The organism is Sphingobacterium spiritivorum, assembly GCF_016724845.1.
GTDB classification, from domain to species: Bacteria; Bacteroidota; Bacteroidia; order Sphingobacteriales; family Sphingobacteriaceae; genus Sphingobacterium; species Sphingobacterium spiritivorum_A.
On record NZ_CP068082.1, the window covers coordinates 4,071,394 to 4,094,631 of the forward strand.

26 protein-coding genes are annotated in these 23,238 nt (G+C 39.9%); 22 read left to right on the forward strand and 4 right to left on the reverse strand.

Annotated features, from left to right (window positions below; all coding sequences use genetic code 11):
• The first annotated feature begins 361 nt into the window (after positions 1–361).
• The 8 genes from I6J03_RS17280 to I6J03_RS17315 all read left to right on the forward strand — a co-directional run bounded on the left by I6J03_RS17280 (position 362) and on the right by I6J03_RS17315 (position 10,654).
• Positions 362–3,622, forward strand: coding sequence for a SusC/RagA family TonB-linked outer membrane protein (locus tag I6J03_RS17280; protein ID WP_003003689.1), 3,261 nt, complete (start codon positions 362–364; stop codon positions 3,620–3,622).
• A 74-nt stretch (positions 3,623–3,696) separates the two neighbouring features.
• Entirely contained in the window at positions 3,697–5,217 is a 1,521-nt protein-coding gene (locus I6J03_RS17285; RefSeq protein WP_003003688.1) for a RagB/SusD family nutrient uptake outer membrane protein, read from the forward strand.
• Between the two features lie 13 nt (positions 5,218–5,230).
• Complete coding sequence (locus I6J03_RS17290) at positions 5,231–6,472, forward strand: YdcF family protein (protein ID WP_003003685.1); 1,242 nt, start codon at positions 5,231–5,233, stop codon at positions 6,470–6,472.
• Positions 6,473–6,571: 99 nt separating this feature from the next.
• Positions 6,572–8,632 carry a glycoside hydrolase domain-containing protein gene (locus tag I6J03_RS17295; RefSeq protein WP_236586195.1) on the forward strand — a complete coding sequence of 687 codons (2,061 nt, stop codon included), beginning with the start codon at positions 6,572–6,574 and terminating at the stop codon, positions 8,630–8,632.
• Between the two features lie 224 nt (positions 8,633–8,856).
• Positions 8,857–9,177, forward strand: coding sequence for an ArsR/SmtB family transcription factor (locus I6J03_RS17300; protein WP_003003678.1), 321 nt, complete (start codon positions 8,857–8,859; stop codon positions 9,175–9,177).
• A 1-nt stretch (position 9,178) separates the two neighbouring features.
• Positions 9,179–9,643, forward strand: coding sequence for an SRPBCC family protein (locus I6J03_RS17305; RefSeq protein ID WP_201693864.1), 465 nt, complete (start codon positions 9,179–9,181; stop codon positions 9,641–9,643).
• Positions 9,644–9,650: 7 nt separating this feature from the next.
• On the forward strand, positions 9,651–10,046 hold the full coding sequence (locus I6J03_RS17310; protein ID WP_232279614.1) for a DoxX family protein: 396 nt from the start codon (positions 9,651–9,653) through the stop codon (positions 10,044–10,046).
• Positions 10,047–10,072: 26 nt separating this feature from the next.
• Positions 10,073–10,654: a YdeI/OmpD-associated family protein gene (locus I6J03_RS17315; RefSeq protein WP_201693865.1), complete on the forward strand. Its 582-nt coding sequence runs from the start codon at positions 10,073–10,075 to the stop codon at positions 10,652–10,654.
• Between the two features lie 31 nt (positions 10,655–10,685).
• Here I6J03_RS17315 and I6J03_RS17320 read toward each other — a convergent pair whose 3' ends face one another.
• Positions 10,686–11,663 (reverse strand): GlxA family transcriptional regulator, encoded by a 978-nt coding sequence (locus tag I6J03_RS17320; RefSeq protein ID WP_003003667.1) that lies wholly within the window; start codon positions 11,661–11,663, stop codon positions 10,686–10,688.
• A gap of 138 nt (positions 11,664–11,801) precedes the next feature.
• On the opposite strand from I6J03_RS17320, the gene I6J03_RS17325 reads away from it, so the two are divergent.
• The 5 genes from I6J03_RS17325 (at position 11,802) to I6J03_RS17345 (ending at position 14,120) form a co-directional block, all read left to right on the forward strand.
• Entirely contained in the window at positions 11,802–12,224 is a 423-nt protein-coding gene (locus I6J03_RS17325) for an SRPBCC family protein (protein ID WP_002996416.1), read from the forward strand.
• 35 nt (positions 12,225–12,259) lie between these two features.
• On the forward strand, positions 12,260–12,646 hold the full coding sequence (locus I6J03_RS17330; protein WP_003003663.1) for a DoxX family protein: 387 nt from the start codon (positions 12,260–12,262) through the stop codon (positions 12,644–12,646).
• Positions 12,647–12,709: 63 nt separating this feature from the next.
• Entirely contained in the window at positions 12,710–13,159 is a 450-nt protein-coding gene (locus I6J03_RS17335; RefSeq protein WP_003003661.1) for an SRPBCC family protein, read from the forward strand.
• Between the two features lie 12 nt (positions 13,160–13,171).
• Positions 13,172–13,573 carry a VOC family protein gene (locus I6J03_RS17340; protein ID WP_003003658.1) on the forward strand — a complete coding sequence of 134 codons (402 nt, stop codon included), beginning with the start codon at positions 13,172–13,174 and terminating at the stop codon, positions 13,571–13,573.
• A 178-nt stretch (positions 13,574–13,751) separates the two neighbouring features.
• On the forward strand, positions 13,752–14,120 hold the full coding sequence (locus I6J03_RS17345) for an ArsC/Spx/MgsR family protein (RefSeq protein ID WP_003003656.1): 369 nt from the start codon (positions 13,752–13,754) through the stop codon (positions 14,118–14,120).
• A 20-nt stretch (positions 14,121–14,140) separates the two neighbouring features.
• On the opposite strand, the gene I6J03_RS17350 is transcribed toward I6J03_RS17345, so the two are convergent.
• Complete coding sequence (locus tag I6J03_RS17350; RefSeq protein ID WP_003003654.1) at positions 14,141–14,551, reverse strand: hypothetical protein; 411 nt, start codon at positions 14,549–14,551, stop codon at positions 14,141–14,143.
• A gap of 209 nt (positions 14,552–14,760) precedes the next feature.
• On the opposite strand from I6J03_RS17350, the gene I6J03_RS17355 reads away from it, so the two are divergent.
• Complete coding sequence (locus I6J03_RS17355; protein WP_003003652.1) at positions 14,761–15,033, forward strand: hypothetical protein; 273 nt, start codon at positions 14,761–14,763, stop codon at positions 15,031–15,033.
• A 105-nt stretch (positions 15,034–15,138) separates the two neighbouring features.
• The gene (locus tag I6J03_RS17360; protein ID WP_002996408.1) at positions 15,139–15,834 is read left to right on the forward strand and encodes a DUF3667 domain-containing protein; all 696 of its coding nucleotides are present in this window, start codon (positions 15,139–15,141) and stop codon (positions 15,832–15,834) included.
• A gap of 136 nt (positions 15,835–15,970) precedes the next feature.
• On the opposite strand, the gene I6J03_RS17365 is transcribed toward I6J03_RS17360, so the two are convergent.
• Both I6J03_RS17365 and I6J03_RS17370 read right to left on the reverse strand, forming a co-directional pair.
• The gene (locus I6J03_RS17365) at positions 15,971–17,053 is read right to left on the reverse strand and encodes an NAD(P)-binding domain-containing protein (protein ID WP_003003651.1); all 1,083 of its coding nucleotides are present in this window, start codon (positions 17,051–17,053) and stop codon (positions 15,971–15,973) included.
• 13 nt (positions 17,054–17,066) lie between these two features.
• Complete coding sequence (locus I6J03_RS17370; protein ID WP_003003649.1) at positions 17,067–18,089, reverse strand: LLM class flavin-dependent oxidoreductase; 1,023 nt, start codon at positions 18,087–18,089, stop codon at positions 17,067–17,069.
• Positions 18,090–18,487: 398 nt separating this feature from the next.
• On the opposite strand from I6J03_RS17370, the gene I6J03_RS17375 reads away from it, so the two are divergent.
• The 7 genes from I6J03_RS17375 to I6J03_RS17405 all read left to right on the forward strand — a co-directional run bounded on the left by I6J03_RS17375 (position 18,488) and on the right by I6J03_RS17405 (position 22,688).
• The gene (locus tag I6J03_RS17375; RefSeq protein WP_003003646.1) at positions 18,488–19,063 is read left to right on the forward strand and encodes a CAP domain-containing protein; all 576 of its coding nucleotides are present in this window, start codon (positions 18,488–18,490) and stop codon (positions 19,061–19,063) included.
• 214 nt (positions 19,064–19,277) lie between these two features.
• The gene (locus I6J03_RS17380; RefSeq protein ID WP_003003644.1) at positions 19,278–19,784 is read left to right on the forward strand and encodes a hypothetical protein; all 507 of its coding nucleotides are present in this window, start codon (positions 19,278–19,280) and stop codon (positions 19,782–19,784) included.
• A 111-nt stretch (positions 19,785–19,895) separates the two neighbouring features.
• Entirely contained in the window at positions 19,896–20,687 is a 792-nt protein-coding gene (locus tag I6J03_RS17385; protein WP_157600384.1) for a hypothetical protein, read from the forward strand.
• Between the two features lie 13 nt (positions 20,688–20,700).
• On the forward strand, positions 20,701–21,195 hold the full coding sequence (locus I6J03_RS17390) for a hypothetical protein (RefSeq protein ID WP_003003640.1): 495 nt from the start codon (positions 20,701–20,703) through the stop codon (positions 21,193–21,195).
• The gene (locus tag I6J03_RS17395; RefSeq protein WP_003003639.1) at positions 21,188–21,358 is read left to right on the forward strand and encodes a hypothetical protein; all 171 of its coding nucleotides are present in this window, start codon (positions 21,188–21,190) and stop codon (positions 21,356–21,358) included. The genes I6J03_RS17390 and I6J03_RS17395 overlap by 8 nt, the downstream gene beginning before the upstream one ends.
• Positions 21,359–21,479: 121 nt before the next feature.
• Entirely contained in the window at positions 21,480–21,785 is a 306-nt protein-coding gene (locus tag I6J03_RS17400) for a hypothetical protein (protein WP_003003637.1), read from the forward strand.
• A gap of 180 nt (positions 21,786–21,965) precedes the next feature.
• Entirely contained in the window at positions 21,966–22,688 is a 723-nt protein-coding gene (locus tag I6J03_RS17405; protein ID WP_232279613.1) for a hypothetical protein, read from the forward strand.
• Positions 22,689–23,238: the final 550 nt, after the last annotated feature.

Sequence of the window (23,238 nt, forward strand, 5' to 3'; positions counted from 1 at the left end):
TTTTCGAATATACCGTTTAGTTTTTATGAAACCTAAGCGGAGAATAGAACGAGCTGAACTGTGTTAGAAACAGACGGAAGACCATCTTCTGAAAAAAATAAACGATCGTTTTCATAATGCTGATGTTTTAAATAACAGTATTACATATACTTACATTATAAAGTTACGCAGTTTTTGTATATCCAATATTAAGGGAATATTAAGTTTTCAGCTCGCTATGCAGACTTCATGATCACACAGTTTTCATGATTTATTAATATAGTAACAAAGGGTTAACCATTCTATAAACCAAACCCAACACTCGCTTAACACGAGAGGATTAGATTTGACACAAATCTATTTAAGTTGAAAAAATAAAAACATGTACTTTAAATCAACCAAACTATTATGGCTTCTACTGCCATTAACCACAGTTTCATTAACCGCTGAAGCAAGTGCCCTGAAGATCGGACTGTTGAAAATAGAGTTAAAAAATCAACAACAGATTTCAGGAAAAGTAGTAGATATCGATGGTAAGCCCGTTGCCGGAGCTACCATCACGAATATCCGTACACAGCAACGTTTTCAGACAGACGAAAAAGGAAATTTCTCGCTGGCAGGTACAGTAGGAGATACTATTTCTATCCGCTATATCGGATACAAAGAGGTTCGTCAGGTCGTCTCTTCCCTTCAGGGATTAACAGTTACATTAGAGGCCGAAGGACAGCAGATAGATGAAGTCCTGGTATCTATCGGATATCAGAAAGTTCGTAAAGCAGATGTGACCGGCGCGATAGCGAGTGTAAAAGCTGAAGAACTGAATCTGACTTCACCCAAACTTTCACAGGCTTTGGTGGGTAAGGTCGCAGGTGTGCAGGTGATGCAGACCAGCGGTGCACCATATGACGGGACCAAAATAAGAGTTCGGGGAATGGGATCTATCAATGCCGGCTCGGACCCATTGTATGTTATTGATGGCTATCCTGCAGGCAACAATCTCAATATCAATCCCAATGATATTGAGACAATTGACGTTCTGAAAGATGCAGCTTCAGCTGCGATCTACGGTTCCAGAGCGGCCGGAGGTGTAGTGTTGATCACGACCAAACGAGGTAAAGAAGGACGTAGCAATATAGATTATGAAGTACTTGGAGGATTTGGCCAGCTATCCAAAAAAATAGATGTGTTGAATGCTGGAGAATTTATCGATTTGCTGATTGATGGCAGAAATAATACCTACAGAGATTTGCTTGCCACGAAGGGTGTGACCTGGACTGATCAGAGACGACTGGACAATAACAAGGCCAGAGTAGATGCAGTAGGAAATGCGGGCTCAGTCACCATTCCTGAAGAATATTATGATTTTGCGACAGGTACAGCCAAAGCATCTAAATATGATACAGACTGGCAGGATGCCTTATACAGAAATGCACCTTTCCAACGTCACAATTTATCCGTATACGGCGGAAATGATAAAAGCCGCTATTTCCTGAGCGGATCTTATCAGAATCAGGAAGGGATCATGCTGGGAACAGACCAGAAAGTATTTAACTTCCGGGCCAATATGGATTCGAAAGTCAGTAAACGACTTACTGTAGGAGCCAACGTATCGTTTACCTACAATGATAATAATGAGGTGACTACAGGGCGATACGATCGGAGTCCTTCCATGGCAGCTTTGATCTATCTGCCTACCTTACCGGTATACAATGAAGATGGCAGTTATGCCAAATACTTAATGGCTAATCTGTCAGCTAACAACTATGGAATACAGAATCCTGAAAATCCGCTGGCCTATGTTACCGAAATCAAAAACAATAAAAGAGGAAAAAGAGGATTGTATAATGCTTTTGCGGATTTCTCCATTATTGAAGGATTAAATCTGAAGATCAACGGGGGACTTTCCACTTACGATGAGAAATACGATTACTACCGTCCAACCAGTATTTCGGATGGCAACAATGCGCCTTACTCGGATCTTGCAAAAACAGCTGCGTATGCGGATGCACGTACCAGAAGTGAAATTGATAAACTTGTCGAAGCTACTCTTAATTACAACAAGACATTTCAGGAAAAACATCAGTTAAATGTATTGCTGGGCTATTCTGCACAGCGGACAGACATCGACCAGATGACCGTTCGCGCCAATGGATTCCAGAATGATGCGATAGGCGAGATCACCAACAAAGGAGCAGATCCTTCCAACTTCCGGTTGCTCAAGGATAACGGAGAGACTTTCAAACGTATCACGACCCTACAGTCATATTTTAGTCGTGTCAACTACAGTTACGATTCCAAATACTTCCTGTCCGCCTCTTTCCGTACAGATGGTTCTTCCCGATTCGGGCCTAACAGCAAGTGGGGAACTTTCCCATCGGTATCTGCCGGCTGGACAGTATCAAATGAAGAATTCTACGACAATTGGTTAGGAGCAGGATCTACTATGAAGTTTAGAGCAAGCTGGGGTAAAAGCGGAAACAATAATATTCCGGACTACAGAGCGATAACCGCTTACAATTCACCGGGCGGAGTTATCATTGCTGATAAGGTTGCTACAGCATTGTGGCCGGATGATCTGCGGGATCCTAATCTGGGGTGGGAATCCACTTCACAGTATAATGCAGGGCTTGATCTGGGATTACTGCGCGGACGCCTGAATGTAATGACCAACTTCTATCTCAGCCGCTCTTTTAATCTCTTGTTTAATCAACCTATTACTGCAATTTCCGGAGCGACAACAATTTTTACCAACCTGCCGGATAGTAAGGTCCAGAATAAAGGTTTCGATGTGCAGATCGATGCTACGCTTATTCGTAAAAATGACTTCGAACTTGGGTTTAGCGGTAATATCAATGTGAACCGCAATAAAGTGCTGGATCTTGGAGGAGCTTCTACTATTATGACTAACGGAGCAGAACGTTCTTATATTACCCATATCACGCAGGAGGGAAGTCCGATCGGTATGTTTTACGGATTCAAGGTACTCGGAATCGCTACCGAAGAAAACTATAAAACTGTAGCACCTTCAGCGGCCTCCACAAATCCGTTGCAGCCCGGAGACCTCTATTTTGAAGACGTAGACGGCAATGGCGTTGTTAATGATCAGGATAAACGTATTATCGGAAATCCGCACCCGGACTTTACCTATGGATTTGCCTTAAATACCAGCTATAAAAATTTTGATCTGAGAGCTTCTTTTAATGGTTCTCAGGGTAACAAGGTATTGGATGGTTATGACTATTACCTGTATAATATGGAAGGATCCGGCAACCAGTATGCTGACGTGGCACAACGCTGGAGATCGTCTTCTAATCCGGGAAATGGTACTGTCTACCGTGCAGCTAGAGGTGGTACGCAAAGTAACAGTACACGTCTTTCATCCTTTTACCTGCAGGACGGATCTTTTCTGCGTATGACCAATATTATTCTCGGATACAGTCTGCCGAAAGAAACAGCACAAAAACTTATGCTTTCCGGAGTCCGGATTTATGCAAGTGTGGATAATCCGTTTACAATCACCAAGTATAAAGGATACAATCCCGAGCCGGATTACGACCAGCGCGGTAACCTCACTCCGGGAGTAGATTATGGCTTGTATCCACTGGTCAGATCGTACAATCTGGGATTAAAAGTGACATTCTAATAAAGATATAACAGAGATGGATACAGGAATCTTTAAACACCTGATTCCTGTATTCACTAAAACAGCATATACTAATGAAAAAGAGATATTTATTACCTTTTGTTCTTTTGGGGATTACTTCCTGTCAAAAAGATTTTTTAAATCAGCAAGATCCGAATGCGGTGTCCGTAGGATCTTATTTCAAAACTGAGAATGATGTCTTGTTAGCCGTTAACGGACTCTATCAGGCACTGCGCTCGGGGAGCAGTATAGGTGAATCCAGTACCCTTTATAGTGAGGAACGTTCGGATAATACAGGACGTGATGACAATCAGTCTAATGCAGGGGAACCTTTTCAGTTTAATGATTTTTCGATACTGGCCAGCAACTCTTATCTCAAGACACATTGGTCTACCATGTATGACGGGATTGCAAGATGTAATACATTATTATCCAATATCGATAAAGTGACCTTTGCTGATCCGGCATTGAAACAGCGCTATATTGCAGAAGCAAAATTCGTCCGTGCTTTATTGTACTTTCATATGGTTCGCAAGTTTGGAGATATCCCTTTGTCTACGGTAGAAATTACAACCAAAGAGCAGGCAAATGAACTTGCTTTTCGTCAGAAAGAAAGCGTAGTTTATCAGCAAATAGTAACAGATCTGTCCGATGCGCTGACCAGTAATCTGCCTGATCAGCAAGGGCAATATGCCGTAGGGCGTGCCTCTAAAGCTGCCATCAATGCGCTGTTGGGACAAGTCTATCTGACCATGGGAGCGACCTTAGCGGGCAATGCCAATGAAAATTTTCTAAAGGCAGAACAACATCTGACTGCAGCATACGGCATGCGTACCTTTGGTAAACTAAATGAAATACCCTATGCAGATGTCTTCGATGTGACGAAAAAAAATACATGTAAGGAGTTGATCTTTCAGGTTCAATATCTGCAGGGAGATCAGAACTACAGTTCCAGTATTGCACGTAATAATCAGGCAAGAGGTGAAACGATCAATTCTCAGTTTACATCTACAGGCATTGGAGGAAATGTCAAAAGAGATCTGGTAAAAGACTATGAGGATAACGATATCCGGAAGGCCTTTTCCATCAAATTTGCTGCAAGTACTCAGGTCAATGACTGGTTTATTACAAAATTCAGAGATAACAGTAATAATGCCGGTAAGCAGGGCTTTGGAGGTAATGACTGGATACTGATCCGCTATGCTGATGTCATGCTGCTGTTGGCAGAAACCAAAATGCGCCTTGGAAAAGATGCTGAAGCTATCGTATTACTGGATGAGGTGAGAGAACGGGCAGGTTTACCTTCCTATGCCGTTTCGAAAGCTAATAACACCTACAATACCAAATATCCTACTTTGAAAGATGCCATCCTGCATGAGCGCAGAGTCGAACTCGCTTTTGAAAATCACCGTTGGTTTGATCTGATCCGCAATTACAATGCTCAGGAGCTGGTCACCTACTTCAGGAAGAAAGAACAGGCTGATTACGGCAACGCCAAAATATCTAATATCTCTACCAAAGACCGTTACTATCCGATTCCGTTTGATGAATACAAGCTGAATCCGGAGAAAATGTATCAAAATCAAGGATATTAAGTTCTTCTGTATTATGAAAACTATTCTTAAATTAATACTCCTGACACTGGGGACATGCTTTAGTCATGTCTCCGGGGCTCAGGATTTTTCGGCTTATCAGACACCTCAGGATTGGGTAATTGCAAAAAACTATTATGCTACATCTCTGTTGGCTCAGGATTCCGGTCTTAGCAATCGTATTTTGTCCGATCCGGATATACACAGTATGTTGGAAAAAAGGCATGTGCGATATATCGAATCTGCTAATTGCAAAGATGTAACCTGTTTTCTCCGTGCATTCAGATGGAATGAACAGGAGGTGGAAACCATTGTCACTGTTTTTAGCAAGAGACTTCAAACGGATAAGGAATTGAAAGCACTGGTGAAGAATAAGCTGATCCCTTCGTGCACCTACGGCATGGATGTATCAAGCGTGGAGAGTGCCTATCTGGCAAAAGCACTTCGTCAGGATCTGAATGCAATAAATTACGTAATAGATGTATATGCCGGCGCAAAGAAACCCAACTATCCTAAGATTGATTCCATCTCTTTTGATGTCACAAAAAAAGCACATCTGTATCTGCTCAAAGACGTAGCGCAGGATATTCTTAAAGATGTGCGCAACCCTGAAGAAGCTTTTTATGAATCCCTGTGGACGGCAGTACGGTTATTAGAGGTCAATGAACGTTGGGATGCCGCACAATTAGAACCATTGATGCAACTGGAGAACAAGAAGGCTTACGATGCAGTCCGCAAGACAGACTTTGGACGCTATCCTTATAGTCTGCTTTTGACATTAGGAGCCGGACCGGAGGTATATGATCAGCCTATCAGTCCGGGCGGAATGCTGCGTTGCCGGATGGCTGCCAGAAGTTACTTTCAGGGGCTGGCTCCTTTTATTGTCGTATCCGGCGGCTGTGTACATCCTTACAAAACACGCTATATAGAAGCTATAGAGATGAAAAAGTATCTGATGCAGGTATTGAATGTGCCGGAAGAAGCTATTCTTATTGATCCACATGCCAGACATACAACCACCAATATGCGCAATACGGCTCGTATCTTATTACATTATGGATTTCCGACAGATAAGTATGCGATCGTCAACAGTAGTGTACCTCATATCGATGCCGTTGAAAAGATGGCAGACCGATGTGTAAGGGAGCTGGGATACGTACCCTATGTATTAGGAAAACGAATCAGTGAAGTCATTATCGAATTCAAACCACGGGAAGAAGCATTGACTATTGATCCGGATGAACCTATGGATCCCTGAATAACAAAGTAGCATGTAGCAGTTTTTTGACGCATAAGCTATTAAGTATAAAAAATTAAAAGTATTTTGCAGGTCTTGATCGACCTGCTTTTAGTATCTATGAAAAATTTTCTTAGCCAGTTTTCTACTTGTATTCTGCTAATCCTAAGTTCGCAGCAATTCGTATACGGACAATCCAAATCATCACTGACAAATGTATTTTTAGGTTCTTCAGGGGACCACGGACAAATGTCACCTGCTGCATCATCTCCTTTTCATCAGATGAGTATAGCACCACAGACTTATCCGACATTGCATATGGGGTATGAGTATCTGGCAAAAGAAATACTGGGATTCACGCACAACAGATTTGAAGGAGTGGGTTGTAAGGGGAGTGGAGGACTGATTCTTGTCAAGCCTTTTCTGGGCGGGCAGGATGATCAACAGCCTTTATTAAAAGTGACTGAGCAAGCTGGTCCCGGATTTTATGAAATCGGATTAAAGAATAAAATAAAAGCTGCTTTTGCTGTAGATGAAAATTTTGGCATTCATGAGTACAGCTTTCCCAAAGGCAAAAAAGGATTCAGTATAGACCTTGCTCATGCTTTCAATGGTGCTTTCGTATCCAATACATACGATATGGATGCAAAGGGTATGCTCAAAGGATCAGTCAGGGCCCGTACTACATGCGGAGTAGGGATATATACTATCCACTATGCCATTAAAGTTTCTTCATCTCATATCTGGGAGGGGAAAGGTAATCAGCTAACCCTTCATCTGGAAGAAAACAGCGAAAAAGTCACGATACAGATTGCTTTTTCAGCAGTCAGTGTACAAAAAGCCGTAGAGACGCTTCAGCGTAATGCTGACCGTTCATATAGCGATATCAGGAATGCATCTCAGCAGCAATGGGATACCTATCTCTCCCGCATAAAAGTAAAAGGTGATCCGGAAAGAGAAAAACTGTTTTATTCGCTGTTTTATCGTACGCTTCAGTCCCCTTATCAGATCTCAGAAGCAAACGGTCAGTACGCAGGGACAGATGGAAAGATGCACTCGGCTAAAGGAAAACGATATCATGGCTGGGCTATATGGGATAATTATAAAACACAGTTGCCTTTACTGGAACTGCTCTATCCACAGCTCTATCAGGATGTGGTATCATCCATTTCTGACCTTTACCGATACGGCAAGTATGATTTTGCAGGCCCTAATGAACCCGCCAATTCAGTTCGTACCGAACATGCGGCGGTAGTTCTGCTGGATGCAAGGAATAAAGGATACGATATCCATTTTGATGCTGTAAAAGATTCACTGATCAGTGATACAGCACGGTTTGATTTCTCAAAACCGGATAAAGCTTTAGAAGCGGCTTACGATATGTGGGCTATGGGACAGCTTTTTGACAAAGACAGCGCACATTATGAACATAGAGCCAATAGTTACAAAGCTGTCTGGAAGAAGGAATTCAAAGATTTGTCCCGAAATGATGTAGATCGTATGTCTGCAAGAAATATGTATCAGGGAACGATCAGACAGTACCGCTGGAATGTACCCTTTGATATCGGCGGACTGGTAGATTTGGCAGGAGGGAAAAAAGCATTTACAGAGCAACTGGATGAATTCTTTGATCAACATTATTTCAACAGAGCCAATGAACCGGATATGCAGTCACCTACACTGTATTATGCCAGTGAAAAACCCTGGAAATATCAGTCTCTGGTTCATCAGCTGGCCGTAGATACTGTTATCCAATATTACTTCAATGATAACAGCAGAGGAATAGATCCTTTTATAGACCGGATTTATAAGAATGAACCTAAAGCGTATATCCGGACAATGGACGATGATGCTGGTGCTATGTCCGGATGGTTTGTGCTTACAGCCTTAGGATTGCACCAACCTGTGATCGGCCATCCTGTATACTATCTCAGTGTCCCTTTATTTCCGGAAATCAATCTCCGTAGAGCAGATAATACATTGCAGATCCGGGTGCATAATTTTGGCAGTCAGAACAAATATATCGCAGGCGTAAAACTCAACGGTAAAGATATTAAACGCTTATGGTTATCACATGAAGAGATTAGCCGGGGAGGGCTTTTAGAAATTGAAGCCAGTGCCGAACCTTCTGCGTATGGTAATGAAAATATCTGGATTACGGGTAAAAATATCCAGCCTTAATCCGGACACTAACACGTCTTTTGAGTCGTGTTAGTGTTCTTTGTAAATCTCAATCCTGCCTTACTCTTTATAAATTAAGTCTAAAACCCTCTTATCCATCCATATATCCTAAAAATTATTTTCACAAAAATTTGTGTAGTCAAATGGCTACGCTTATATTTGTAGCCATTTGACTACATATTGAAGTGCTGAAGTTTTACAGTAACATTTAAATAATCCATATAATGAACTTAAGAAGAGATGTTTTTCAAGCCGTTGCAGATCCGACCAGAAGAGCGATACTTCTTTTAGTAGCAACACAATCCATGACAGCAGGAGCTATTGCTTCCAACTTTGATACCGCCAGGCCTACTGTTTCCAGACACCTGCAGATCCTGACCGAGTGCGAGCTGTTGACATCAGAACAAAATGGCAGAGAGATTACTTATCAGCTTAATCCGGACAAAATGAAAGAAATAGCTGATTTTATTGAGCCGTTTCGTCAGATGTGGGAGGAACGTTTTAATAAACTGGAAGCCATTATGAAACAATATAAAACCAAATAAAATGGAATATAAAACAAAAGTCAGTGCTGAAGACGGTAAACAGGAAATTATTATTACAAGGACCTTTGATCTTCCTGTCGGTCTGCTTTTCAAGGCTTATGAAGAGGCCCACATTGTGGAACAGTGGATGGGGACAAAAGTATTGAAACTGGAAAGCAGGCCGCATGGTTCCTATGCTTTCGAAACATCTCATAATGGAAGTGTGGTCTTTCGTGCAAACGGAACAATTCACGAGTTTATTCCCAATCAAAGGATTACGCGAACTTTTGAGATGGAAAACAGCTCTTTTCCTGTTCAGCTAGAATACCTGTCATTTGAAGAAATCACGGAGGATAGCAGTCAGCTTACCATGCAGATTATTTTTAAGTCAGTAGCACATCGGGATCAATTGCTGCAGATGCCTTTTGCTCAGGGTATTAGTCTGGCACATGACAGATTGCAAAACATATGCAATAAACTTATATAATACGATTATGACAGGAGAAACAAACTTTACCAGAGCTTCAAGATTACGGAAAGTCTTGTATTGGATTGCTACGGGATTACTGGCTGCAGGAATGCTATCAGGTGGTCTGGCACAATTATCCGGCGCACAAAAAAGTGCCGAAGGTATAGCTCATCTTGGTTATCCGGTCTACCTGATGTATATTTTAGGTTCCTGGAAAATAGCAGGTGTCATAGCTATTCTGATTCCGGGATTTAAATTACTTAAGGAATGGGCTTATGCAGGATTCTTTTTTGCCATGTCCGGAGCGACTCTCTCACATATTGCTGCGGGAGATGCGTTTTCGCAAGCCATTGCATCTTTTATCTTTATACTGCTAATCCTTATATCCTGGTATTTCAGACCTGCTGAACGAAAAATTTAAGTCAGACAAAATATAAATCAATTCTTATGAATACAGCTGCCGATCACTTTTTTGAACGCAACCAAAAATGGAGTACAGAATTCCATTTACTGCGCGAAATCATCACTGAAAATACAGACCTTCTGGAAGATTTTAAATGGATGCATCCCTGTTATACCTTAAACGGAAAGAATATTGTCCTTATTCATGGCTTCAAAGAATACTGTGCATTATTATTCCATAAAGGAGCTCTGATGACTGATCCGGAGAATATCTTAATCCAGCAAACTGAAAATGTACAGTCTGCGAGACAAATCAGATTCACGAACAGTGAACAGATTACAGTACTGCGATCTGTTATAACCGCTTATATACGGGAAGCTGTTGAAATTGAGAAATCAGGAAAAAAAGTGGAGATGAAAAAAACAGCTGATTATCCTGTCCCTGATGAATTTCAACGTGCTATGGAAGAAGATACAGCACTGAAAAAAGCATTTCATACCCTGACACCCGGACGACAAAAGGGATATTTATTTTATTTTAATCAGGCGAAGCAAGCCGTAACAAGGGAATCAAGAATTGAAAAATACTACCAGCATATTTTAGATGGTAAAGGATTGGATGATTAGTGCAGACATCGTTAAGAGGAGCTGATCATCATCAGATCTCACTGGTCACCTTTGCAAATTTATTTCTGTACTCTATCGGTGTCAGCCCCGTTATCTTCTTAAAAATATCCCGGAAGGCCTTAGTATCGCTGTAACCCACATCATACATGACTTCCGATACATTCTTTCGGGAAGCTTCGAAGAATTTTTTAGCAGCTTCTATTCTGACGCGCTGGATGTATTCAACAGGCGTATTGTTGGTTGCCTCTTTAAACCGTCTTTCAAAGGTCCTACGTCCCATACTACTGAGGTTTGCGAGATCATCAATCGTGATCTTATCTTCATAGTGCTTTTCTACATAATCCTGTACTTTCTGTATATCGGCATCATCATGATTACGTTGTCCCCTGAAAATAGCAAACTGAGACTGGCTGTCCCTGCTGATATCGAGTGCAAAATATTTTGCGATTAATACCGCCGTTTCTCTGTCTGAATATTTTTCAACGAGATAGAGAATCAGATTCCACAAACTACTCGCACCGCCACTACTGTAGATATTATCATGTGCTGTTATTACTGCACCGTCTTCGATTTCAATGTCCGGATATTTTTCTTTAAACTCATTGATATACGCCCAGTGGGTAGAACACTTTTTGCCTGAAAGCAATCCTGTTTCCGCCAGTAAAAAAGCACCTACGCACAAACTCGCCAGACTGGTTCCCTGCATATACAGTCTGGTGAAATAAGGAATAGCCTCTGCATTAGCAGCTATACCGGAATCTATACTGCCAAATACGGGAGGAATAATAAGGAGATCTGTACGACTCACATCCTGCAGTAAGCGATTAGTTCTGATACTGTATTCTCCGCTGTTAGCCGGAACATATTCCTGCAACCCTACATATTCTACTTCAAATACCGGCTTTTTACCAAATACAGTAAGAAATTCGTTAGCCGTATGAAATGTTCGGAAGGCGGGGGTGATGCCTTCTATTGTACCGTATTGAGGAACGAAAACGGAAATTTGCATGATCTGTTAATTTAGTCAGGTAAAGATACATATAGTTTTTGTCGTAATCTACCCCTAAAGTTGACGTTTTTACAATGTTGGGAATTCCAAAAACTGTCGCAACTTTGTAATAACATTATAAACAATAAATTGATAAAAATGAAAACACAACCACAAATCACTGTAGAAGCGACAATAGATGCTCCCGTAGAAATAGTATGGAAAGCCTGGAATACACCAGCGGACATTATGCAGTGGAATGCTGCCGATCCAAGCTGGCACTGCCCGTCGAGCAAAAATGATCTGCGCGTGAATGGTAAATTCAGTAACCGTATGGAAGCGAGGGATGGAAGTTTTGGCTTTGATTTCGAAGGCACTTATCAGCAGGTCGACTTGCATGAAAAGATCAGTTATACAATGGCTGACGGACGCGAGGTCAGTACATTATTCAGCAGCAAAGGAGACACAACAATAATTACAACGACCTTTGATGCAGAAACGGAGAACGATCCCGAGTTTCAGAAACAAGGTTGGCAGGCTATATTAAGCAATTTCAAAAAATATGTAGAATCCGCATATTAGATTTACGAACTCTTAGAGAGCAAAATTATATACTTATGAAAAAGAACAAAATAATATTCTGGATAGCAACCACTATTCTCATTCTATGGGAAGGTGTTATGCCTCTTGGTACACTGCTTTTTGCACCTCAATATGTAAATGCCGGAACAAAACCTTTAGGCTATCCTGATTACTTTGCGTATACCCTCATTATCTGTAAAGTATTAGGAGTGATCGCTATTTCTTTGCCGTCTGTTCCGGTAAAGGTAAAAGAATGGGCATATGCAGGACTCACTTTTAGTCTGATTTTTGCATTTATCAGTCATGCATATGTTGATCAGGTAATAGCATACATGATCATGCCGCTGGCAGTATTAGCTATACTTATTCTTTCCTACTGTTATAATCCGCGTATTGTTCATAGGAAAGCCGTTACGGGATAATGATTTATTAATCCCGCTATCTGATAAAATAATTGATTATTCACGATTAAAATCTCAATCAAGATGAAAACAAACAAAGTTTCCCTGCACAGGGTAATTAAAGCAAGTCCCGAAAAAGTATTTCGCGCTTTTGCAGATCCGGTTGCACATGCCACCTGGATACCGCCCTATGGTTTTCTATGTACGGTACAGGAAATGGAATTCAAAGTAGGAGGAAAATTCAGGATGACTTTTATAAATTTCAGTACCGGCAACGGACATTCCTTTGGTGGTGAATACCAGGAAATTATTCCCAATGAATCTATTAAATACAGCGACAAGTTTGATGACCCTAATATGCCGGGAGAAATGACAACTACAGTCTCGTTGCGTCAGGTTTCCTGTGGTACAGAGATTCATATCGAACAGAGTGGTATTCCTGATATGATACCCGTAGAGATGTGCTATCTGGGCTGGCAGGAATCGCTGGACAAGATGATCAGACTTGTAGAGCCACAGATACCGGATGCCTAATTTTAAAAACAGATGTTACATCACTCGCATAATCGCTTTCAAAGTGGCGTGTTTATCTCTTTTGCAGGTAACTGTAAAGAAGCGCTGACATACTACCAAACCTGTTTTGGAGGCGAACTGCATTTTCAGATGATGGATAAGCATCTGGATGGCTTTGCCAAAATCCCGGTCATTAGCGGTTCGCTGATTTCTGATAGTGTTACTATCTACGGTTCAGATCTGGTGCCGGATGAAGGCCGGCAAACCGGTAATTATCTTGCCGTTTTTATGTTATGTAATAGCGCTGAATCCCGAAAGTTGCTTTTGGAAAAACTGATGCCCAGACAGAAGAAAACTGATGCAAAGAACGATGAAGCGATATCTCTTATTGAAGTGACCGACCGCTATGATGTGAGATGGCTGCTGGCTGTTTAGTTTTGATGCTGATAAAGTAAGACACTTTCACTAACTAAAAATACCTGAGCTGGTTCGGATAATAGTTCCGGACCAGTTCATTTTGTGCCGTTTTGATGACCTTCAAGCTCTTTTTTGTACATTTGAGAGCAAAAAATAATCAGGTTTCTTTTGAAACTCAATACTGCTAAATCATATCATGATCAAAATATACCATAATAATGTGTGTAGCAAAAGCCGGGCTGCACTTGACCTGTTGAAAGCTTATACTACGGAATTAGATGTACAGGAATATATAACGGATACGCCAGATAAAGAGGAACTCACCCTACTCCTGGATATGCTTCAACTCAAACCTATAGAACTGATCAGACGTAATGAAACTGTATTTGAGGAAAAGTTTAAAGATGTTTTGTATACGGACGATGAATGGATCGATATTATGCTGCAATATCCGGTTCTTATAGAGCGGCCTATAGTTGTCAGAAATGGTAAGGCCGTGATTGGTCGTCCGATAGAGCGGGTAATTGATTTGCTGAGAGATGGGGGAGAACGAGACCTAACCTAAAAAAATCAAGAGGACAATTCTTATTCTCTGTTTCCGGTCTTAATAGATAATCGGTTGTACCAGTTCACAAATACACCTAACAAGGCAATGGAGACCCCGCAGGTAAGAGCCGATTTCAGCAATACGGCTTTGATAATTTCAGTATCTGTGTAGGTGGACCAGCAGGCATACCTGCTGGTAAATTCGACTTTATTAACCCATAGCCAAAATAACAAGACTCCCACCAAAAGAAAGTAATCTGCTGTTTTCTTATTCAGCAGACTCAGTAAGAAAACACCAGCAAACTGGATTGGCATATAGAATAAAATTCCATCCAGTAAAGAGCTTGTACCATCAATACAGGATACACCACCAGGTAGAAAAAATGCCATTTGTAAGGAACCGATAATAACAGATACAAGACTGATGAAAAAGGCTCTTCTGGCTTTCATGGATATATAAATGATTTAATTTAAAAAACCTGATTAATGCTCAAATATATTATAAACAAATTGAAAAAGAAGCCGGATGATAAACACTTATTGTTTACGATCTTATTTTGTATGATCTGAAAATATAAGTTGTTCATAAATGGACAGATACATTATAGTTTGTGTGTTTTGTGAAAACTTTCGCATATTTATACGTTGTTATCCATATTATGAAAAATCTTGAAGACAAAATAATAAGTTTTGATGACTGGTCGCAGCCGTGGACATTTCACGGATTTGTTTCCTATAATAAGATATTAAGCATAGACGAAGTAAATCTGTTCAACAAAATATGGAAAGAGGCAGGTGACGCTGCATTATGGAAGTACAGTGACTTAACTTTAGGATGTAAAGCGAGCCATACTTATATTGAGAAGCACTATGATTTGCCAGATAAGGCAATTGCTAATATAGTACGGGCACTTTCTTATGAATGGAAATAAAACTGTAAATAGGCTGCGTCTGATCACGCCATTCACAGACAGGAAGGTGTTTTACATACAGTAAAAACATTAACAGTAACTCAATTTAAAACATAATAGTAACTAATGAAACAGGAAAAGGCTGGCAATTTTGAAGACCAGAAATTGAAAAGAATTAATAGCAATTATATTTCACATGAGATTCAGCATCTGATTCACTTTGAAAAGGGATTTCCTTTTACAATTAAAAATCTGTTATTAAGACCTGGGAAATCCATTAGAGAGTTTTTATTTGAGAATAGAGATAAATATGTAAAACCCGTATTGTTTTTGGTTGTTTCTTCTGTGGTATTTTTACTGTTAATGAGCTTTCTACATATACATTTGTCTTTTTTTAATATTGATACAATGGAAATATTAAAAGGAAAGATACGTTCAAAAGAAATCGGAGCATGGACAAATAAGAATATGGGTTATTCTCAACTGATCATGGGTATTTTTATTTCTTTATGGATTAAGGTATTTTATAGAAAATACAAATATAATATTTTCGAGATTTTAGTGCTCTTGTCTTTTGTCTTGGGTGAAGCATTATTGATTTTTGCATTTTTTATAATCGTTGCTAATATTGTTCAGAGTGAAAATGTGGCAGTTTTTGGAATTATTGTTTACTTTGTATATATTATATGGGCTATAGGCCAGTTTTTTGGAGAGAAAAAAGCAATTAATTATATCAAATCTTTTTTTGTTTATTTCCTTGGTAACGCCACTTATCTGGCAACATTAGTCAGCATCGCTTATTTGCTTAAATTTATATTGTAGTCACTGTAATAGTATACGTAAAGAGATAAAACCTCATTTTGTACCTGCGCAAGTATAATGTTTCCATAATCTATCTGAAATAGAAGAAAATAGTGATCCAGTTATTGGGATTAAACTCTTTCTTCTTAGATAAAGATTACAATTCTAATGTTTTGATCAGTTCTCGGGCAGCAGCACCCCCGGCACGGTTGGCTCCGATTGTAGAAGCAGAAGGACCGTATCCTACCAAATGAATCCGGGGTTCTTTCGCAACTCTGGTTGCCAGTCTTCCATCCATCAGGATTCCACCACCTTCCTCTCTTGGAACTACAGGGTTCAAATGTTCCAGTGATCCTTTAAAACCCGTATTCCAAAGAATGACATCTGCCTTTTGTTCTCTTCCGTCTTCCCATTTTACACCGGAAGCCGTTATTTCACTAAACATCGGAAAGCGATGTAGAATACCACGTTTTTCCATATTCCGGACAGCTTCAGAATAGGGCAGACCGGTTACAGATACTACAGATAGTGGTATTAATCCCTGCCTTACCCGCTCATCTACCATAGCCACAGCTTCATGTCCGGCAGCATCATCAAACGGTCCTTCTCTGAATACCGGGGGACGACGGGTAACCCATGTCGTAGTAGTAACTTTAGAGATCTCATCCAGTAGCTGGATGGCAGAAATACCACCACCAACAATAACAACATGTTTGTTGCGGAAATAATCCGCATTACGGAAGTCTTTGGTATGCAACTGCTCGCCTGTAAATGAACTTTGTCCCGGATATTCCGGGATGTAAGGATTTTCCCAGGTACCTGTAGCATTTATAATACCCAAGGCGGAGAAAAGCGTTTCACTTGTGTCTATGTAAAATCTATTTTCATATTTATATACATTTTCGACCTTCAAAGGGCGATATATCTGCAATCCGAATTTCTTTTCATAGGCATCAAAATAATGTGGAACAGCGACATTGGCTTGTACTTCCTTTTCATCTGTCTCCAGTGTTTCTTCAAAAGACATCCCCGGCAGATCATGAATTTTATTGACTGTACTCAATGTAAGCGAAGGCCATCTGAATTGCCATGCACCACCCGGATGAGGAGCTTCGTCCAGAATAATAAAATCCCGGCCGATTTCCAGACCCAGTTTTTTGAGATGATAAGCTGATGACAGGCCAGCCTGACCGGCACCTATAACAACAATTTTAGTTTTAAAGCGGAGGTTTTTTACCATACACGTCTCGGGATTACCGCCAACCAAGTCCCGGTGCTACATGTTCCAGAAAAGAAGAGAGTACATGTACATTATACTCTACTCCCAATGTATTAGGAATAGTCAGCAAGAGCGTGTCTGCCTCCTGTATAGCCTCATCCTGTGCCAGTTCACGAATCAGCTGATCCGGTTCTGCAGCATAACTTCTGCCAAAAATAGCACGTTTATCTGCTTCAATCATGCCGATTTTATCGTCTCTGTCAGCCTCATGTCCAAAATAATAACGATCCTGATCATTGACCAGTGTAAAGATAGACCGACTCACCGATACACGGGGTTCACGTGTATGTCCGGCTTCTTTCCAGGCCTCTTTATATAACCTGATCTGTTCTGCCTGCTGTACATGAAAAGGTTTTCCGCTTTCGTCGTATTTAAGGGTAGAGCTTTGAAGAAGCATCCCGTTTTGTGCTGCCCACACTGCTGTGGCATTCGATGCCGCACCCCACCAGATACGATCCCTTAAGCCTTCGGAATGAGGCTCCAGGCGTAACAGGCCTGGTGGATTGGGAAACATAGGATAGGGGTTGGGTTCGGCAAAACCTACACCCTGGAGTCTTTCCAGAAATTCAAGTGCTTTGCGTCTTCCCATGTCTGCATCTGTTTCACCTTCAGATAGTGAATAGCCGAAATATCGCCAGCCATCTATAACCTGCTCGGGAGAACCTCTGCTGATACCTAACTGTAATCGCCCACCCGATATCAGATCAGCCGCTCCGGCGTCTTCCACCATATACAACGGATTCTCATAGCGCATATCGATCACACCGGTGCCGATCTCGATTTTGCTTGTTCGGGCTCCGATAGCCGAAAGCAACGGAAAAGGAGAAGCCAGTTGCTTTGCAAAATGATGTACTCTGAAGTAAGCACCGTCTATACCCAGTTCTTCTGCAGCTACTGCCAGATCTATAGACTGCAGCAGCGTATCACTAGCTGTCTGTGTGCTATATGCAGGATGATTGGCCCAGTGACCAAAGGATAAAAAACCTATTTTTTTCATGATTCCACTATGAGATTAGATAAACTATGTGTCAAATTTAACAAATGTTATTGTTTTGCGGCTTCTGCAGATTGTCCTTTGCATGTAAATAAAAATAATTTTGAAAGCCGCTATAATAGTAAGTTAATCCCAGATTTAGATTTTGGATAGATATTTGTAGAATAGCTGACTAATCGGAGAAAATTCAGGAAAACAAACTGTTTATTTCAGGATTATCAGACTCCTTTCTATCTCTACAGCTGAAAAATAGGGCTGGGCGCTGATAGGACCGGAGGTTAGTATGCTTATATAATTTGAGTATGGCCATATTTTATACATAAAAATATACATGTAAGGGGATACAAATCCTGTTTGTAAACCTGAAACACAAAAACACTTACTATAAAAAACGATAAAAAATGAACAAAAGGGGATTATTCATACTCTTAGGGAGTATTTATGTGGGGCTTTGTACAATATCCTGTGAAAAATCAGCAGATATTATAGAGACTGAAACAGCCGTAGACCAACACAGGACAGACAAAAACCAATCTAAAATTCAGACGAATCTTGACAATACACTTATTCTGGAATTGGTCAATAAAGTAAGAGTGGCTGGATGTGAATGCAAAGACAAAGATACCAAACAGGTGGACAAAATGCCCGCTGTATCTGCGCTGATCTGGAATGAAAAACTGGCAGGTACGGCAGTGAAGCATGCACAGGATATGGAAACCAGAAATTATTTTTCACACAACAGCCCCGAAGGGGAAACCTTTGGTCAGCGGTTAAACAATAACGGATACACTTATCGCCTTGCAGCTGAAAATATTGCCAGAGGACAGCGAACGGAAGCGGAAGTCGTGGAAGCATGGATAAACAGCTATGGACACTGTAAGAACATTATGCAGTCAGGTGTCAAAGAAATGGGGGCAGCCCGTTCGCCCGGATCCGGTTTTTATTGGGTACAATTATTTGGAACCCAATTACAATAAAGAGAGAGTAGCATAGAGGGGTATCCTGCTGAAAATATAAAATGCTTGTCATCTAATAAACGCACTAACTATTTGGTAGTGCGTTTTTTGCATCGATTACATTGCATATAAAGCTTCTTTACAAACGAATAATAAAGGAAGCATAACGAATTTTGATTGAGCTAAACAACTTTACATAAGAAGTTGTTATTTGCAGTATAAAACTTAAAGAACTATGAAGATAACATTATTCTCAGCTATTATTGCTTTATTGGTATTGACCTCATGTGGCGGTAAATACGATTACGGATACAATGAAAAAATGTCCAGCCTGTTTCTCAACTGTATGGAAAAAGTGGATGAGAGCCACGAAAAACTCATGAACGGAGAATATAATATCAGTAAGGCCAATAACGAGATTTCCTATGACATGGCTCTGAAAAATGCAAATGGTCTTATTAGATACACCAATCAAATAAAAGCAGAAGCACAAGAGCTGACACATAGTGAAATCGCCAATAAATTTCACGATGCGTCTATTGCTTATATGACAGAAATTGGTGACGGATATGCCCCGTTACTCGTCAAATATATAGAAGAACAGGATAGTGTATCGAGAGAAGCTATTCGAAAGGAATTGATTATTAAAAAAGAAAGTATTGATAAGGCTGCAGACAAATCTCAAGAAGTTCAGATTGAATTTCTTAATAAAGCCGGAATTAAAATAAATACAGAAGGATAAACATATCAGCAAATTATTCTTTTTCCTATGCAGAGCTTGTTCGATAAATTCATTCTATGTACCTGTATCATTATCATATATGCTAGCTGCAGAGATACACCTGCACAATCTGTGGCTAAAGAAACAGCTACAATAGATAATATACCTCATCGCATACCCGATAGCACACGTCCGGAATGGTTGGCAAAGGCTTATAATCAGGTGATCTTTGTGGAGCAGAAAGACATAGCAGAATTATCCGGTAACTATCTGTTGGATATTCCGTTGGCTGAAAACCCGGATGCTACTTACGTATTCTATTTGAATGAAAGGGTACCTTTATCCCAATTTCAGAATCCGTTAAGCTTTTATCCTTTTATCCGCCAATTTATCCTGATTGTACCTGATGGCAGATATAATCAGGACTTACCAGATACCTTTGAAACAGGTGTATGTGCAGAGCCGTTAATCGCTCATTACTATTATAGGATAACGCGACATACAGATAAAATACAAATAGACAGTGCCTATCTGGCAGGTGATGCAGAACCAAATATAGCGTATGCAAAACCTTCCATTCCTGCTGATATGATGGTGGTATACAGGCGTGAAAGTTATGGTTCAAGATGTTGTCCTAAAGATCCGATGTGGGATCTGATCGGGGAATATCCTGTATTTATTGATCAGTTTGAAAAAAAATATAAGGTAAAGATTACCGGAACTTATACACAGATGGAGGGTCTGGAAGGGGAGCATACCACATGGTATACACTGCCTGATCTGACCACAGAACAACGTCTGCGCTTCATCGTGGAAAAACGGGCACAGTGGATTGACAAAAGAGAAGAAGTGAAAATCAGATTTGAACCACAAATCTTTACACCTGAACTGATCGTAATACAAGGAAATAAAACGAAACGCTAAAAATGAACTGGTAATGGAACTAAAAGTATATGATGAAGATGGCATCTTTGCAATAGTGAATAATGATACCTACAGGTCCTTTGTGCATGAAGACTGGTCACTGGAACAATTGCAGTCGCACTTTGCTCGTGAAATGAACAGGCTGCATTGTATAGTGTGGAAGGTGAGTGACGAAGGTGGGGATTGGCTTTTACGGGTTGTAGGTGAACCCTCATCTCAGAAAAGCTATAAGGAATTCAAAAGACAGATAAAAGTGACAAACGGAAGGATCTATTTTGTTAACTATACGGATCTCACTATGGCCGCCCAGTTTGATGATGAAACTTTGCCACTCAGACAACAGGCTGATTGGTATATGAATCTGGATAACGGTTATTATGAAATCGAAGTGAGGCAGATGTTTGATCCGGAAGAATATGCAGATGAACAGGTAATAGAAATAATTCCAAAAATGAAAGCTGAAGCGAGTTATATAGAAACAGATAACATAGTAGGGTGGAATGATTAGAAAAATCCTTTTCATCTTCTTGCTGGCAGTATATGCTCTTTTATTACTTTTCTATCTGGGACTGGTGGTACCCGAATATCTAGCCTGTACCGGATGTATGTATGAGGGAGAAAAAGGTATTGACATATGGGGAAGCGAAATTGATTGCTCCGGAGAGAGCTGAGCTGTTGGAGAAGGATTTTTTCAGCTTTTTTCTATCGTTGTTTCCATATACAGCATAATAATCATTTTTATAATATACCGTATCAGACGTCAAAAATTAAATACACAAAGATATTAACCCGATGAAATATATTGGTATACGAGTAATATTGCTGCTGTTGCTTTTAGTTGTTATCTATTACGTGAGTGACTATATACAAGAACATACGGTTGTCGATGACGGAGATTATAATTTTGAAGGTGTAATTGCTTTCTTTCAGATGACCCTCGCTTTGTCAATTATCAGTGTTGGTCTATTTATATACGAAGCCTGTCAGTTTCATAAAAGGAAAGAAAACAAAAAACGAAATGCAAGTCTGATTCTGATCAGTTTGATTTTGATTGTATTGATACTTTTTGCCGGATACTTTTTTCAGTTTGTTTATTAATTCTTGCGTATAAGCAGCATATGCCTTATTATTTCCGGTGTATGTTACAGATTATTATGTAAAGGATCTTATATTAGAGATAATGGAAACAGGGAAATCAGAATATGGTATCTGTTCGGAGAAATGAACTGATGAGCTTCAGATACATGTAAAGATAATTTCAAAAATAACAATATGCAGATGATTTTCATCATTGTAGGTGTGATGATAATAACCTTGGTCTTTCTCTGGAGGATCTCAGGTTTGGGCGTAGAACAAGAAACTGCAGCCGGAGATTTTTATAAGGCAAACCGGGACTTTTTGTATAGCGAAAAGAGAGAACTCTATATAAGAAAAATGATACGCAGATATCAGCAATTAAAATGGATTATCACCATAATTGTTTTAATCATAGCCTTTATTCCTTTTTTCATAACAGTATCAGACACCCTCAGTTTTAACGGGAGACTGGATGCCGAAAGGTTTGATGCAAGAATGAGAGATAGTTATATATTGCTCGTGTGCATGTTAGGAATTGGGCTGTTGACTTGCTTTTTTAGCTGGATGATTTTCAAAAAGACTGTTCAGAACTATACAAAAATTATAATGGAGCTGGATAATACACATTTTATAAAAATGATAAGTGTAAATAATCACCTGGGTCTGGTCAATCAGTTTATGATGAATGCTCCTTTCATCATAGGATCCTCTAATCTGTATGTTTTTAAATTGGCCCGGATTCTTGTGCTCCCCTGGTCCGAAATCAAGTCCATCAAAATCACCAGTGCTCCGCGAAACGGTTATTATGTACGCGTAAAAGTCAAAGAGAAAACTTTCTTTTTTACCGTCGGAGAACCGCAGATGGTCGTAATATTGGAGACAGAGGCTTTGAAATATAACCCTGACATTGAAGTTAGAATTTAATTTTCTACTGAGAAAGTGCAGCTTGAGTTGTGATCGATAGTTATTCTCTCCTTGGAAAGAAGAGAAAAGTTGGCTATGCTTGAAGTGCGTTGCGCATATTGCAAAAACACTTGTGAAGTTGATAAGATTGCTTCAACCAGCGTATGTTGGCGTCCCCGCCAACATTTTACGATATATATAAGATTCAAAACGAAATGTAAAAGAATATAAAAGGGGGAAAAGCTGAAAGAATGCTTTATTCAGTCCGGAATGGTGGTATTTTCTAAAATAACAGTTCTATCGTTATAAAAACGAATTGTTACTCATTTAAGCTTATTGTTATTCCAGTATGGATTTTTATTCTTCTCATGCGTTAAAGCTAAAAGTATCTTTGACACGAGCAAAAAACCTCTTGAATTGATGTTAAAGGTACTTTTAGAATAGATATATAAGGCGGTAATCAAAAAGATTACCGCCTTTTTATTGAAAATACTGAAAGGACCAAAATATTAAATAATCCAATAGTGGGACACTTAGAGGGACAGTTAGCAGGACATTTTTAGGGCTATAA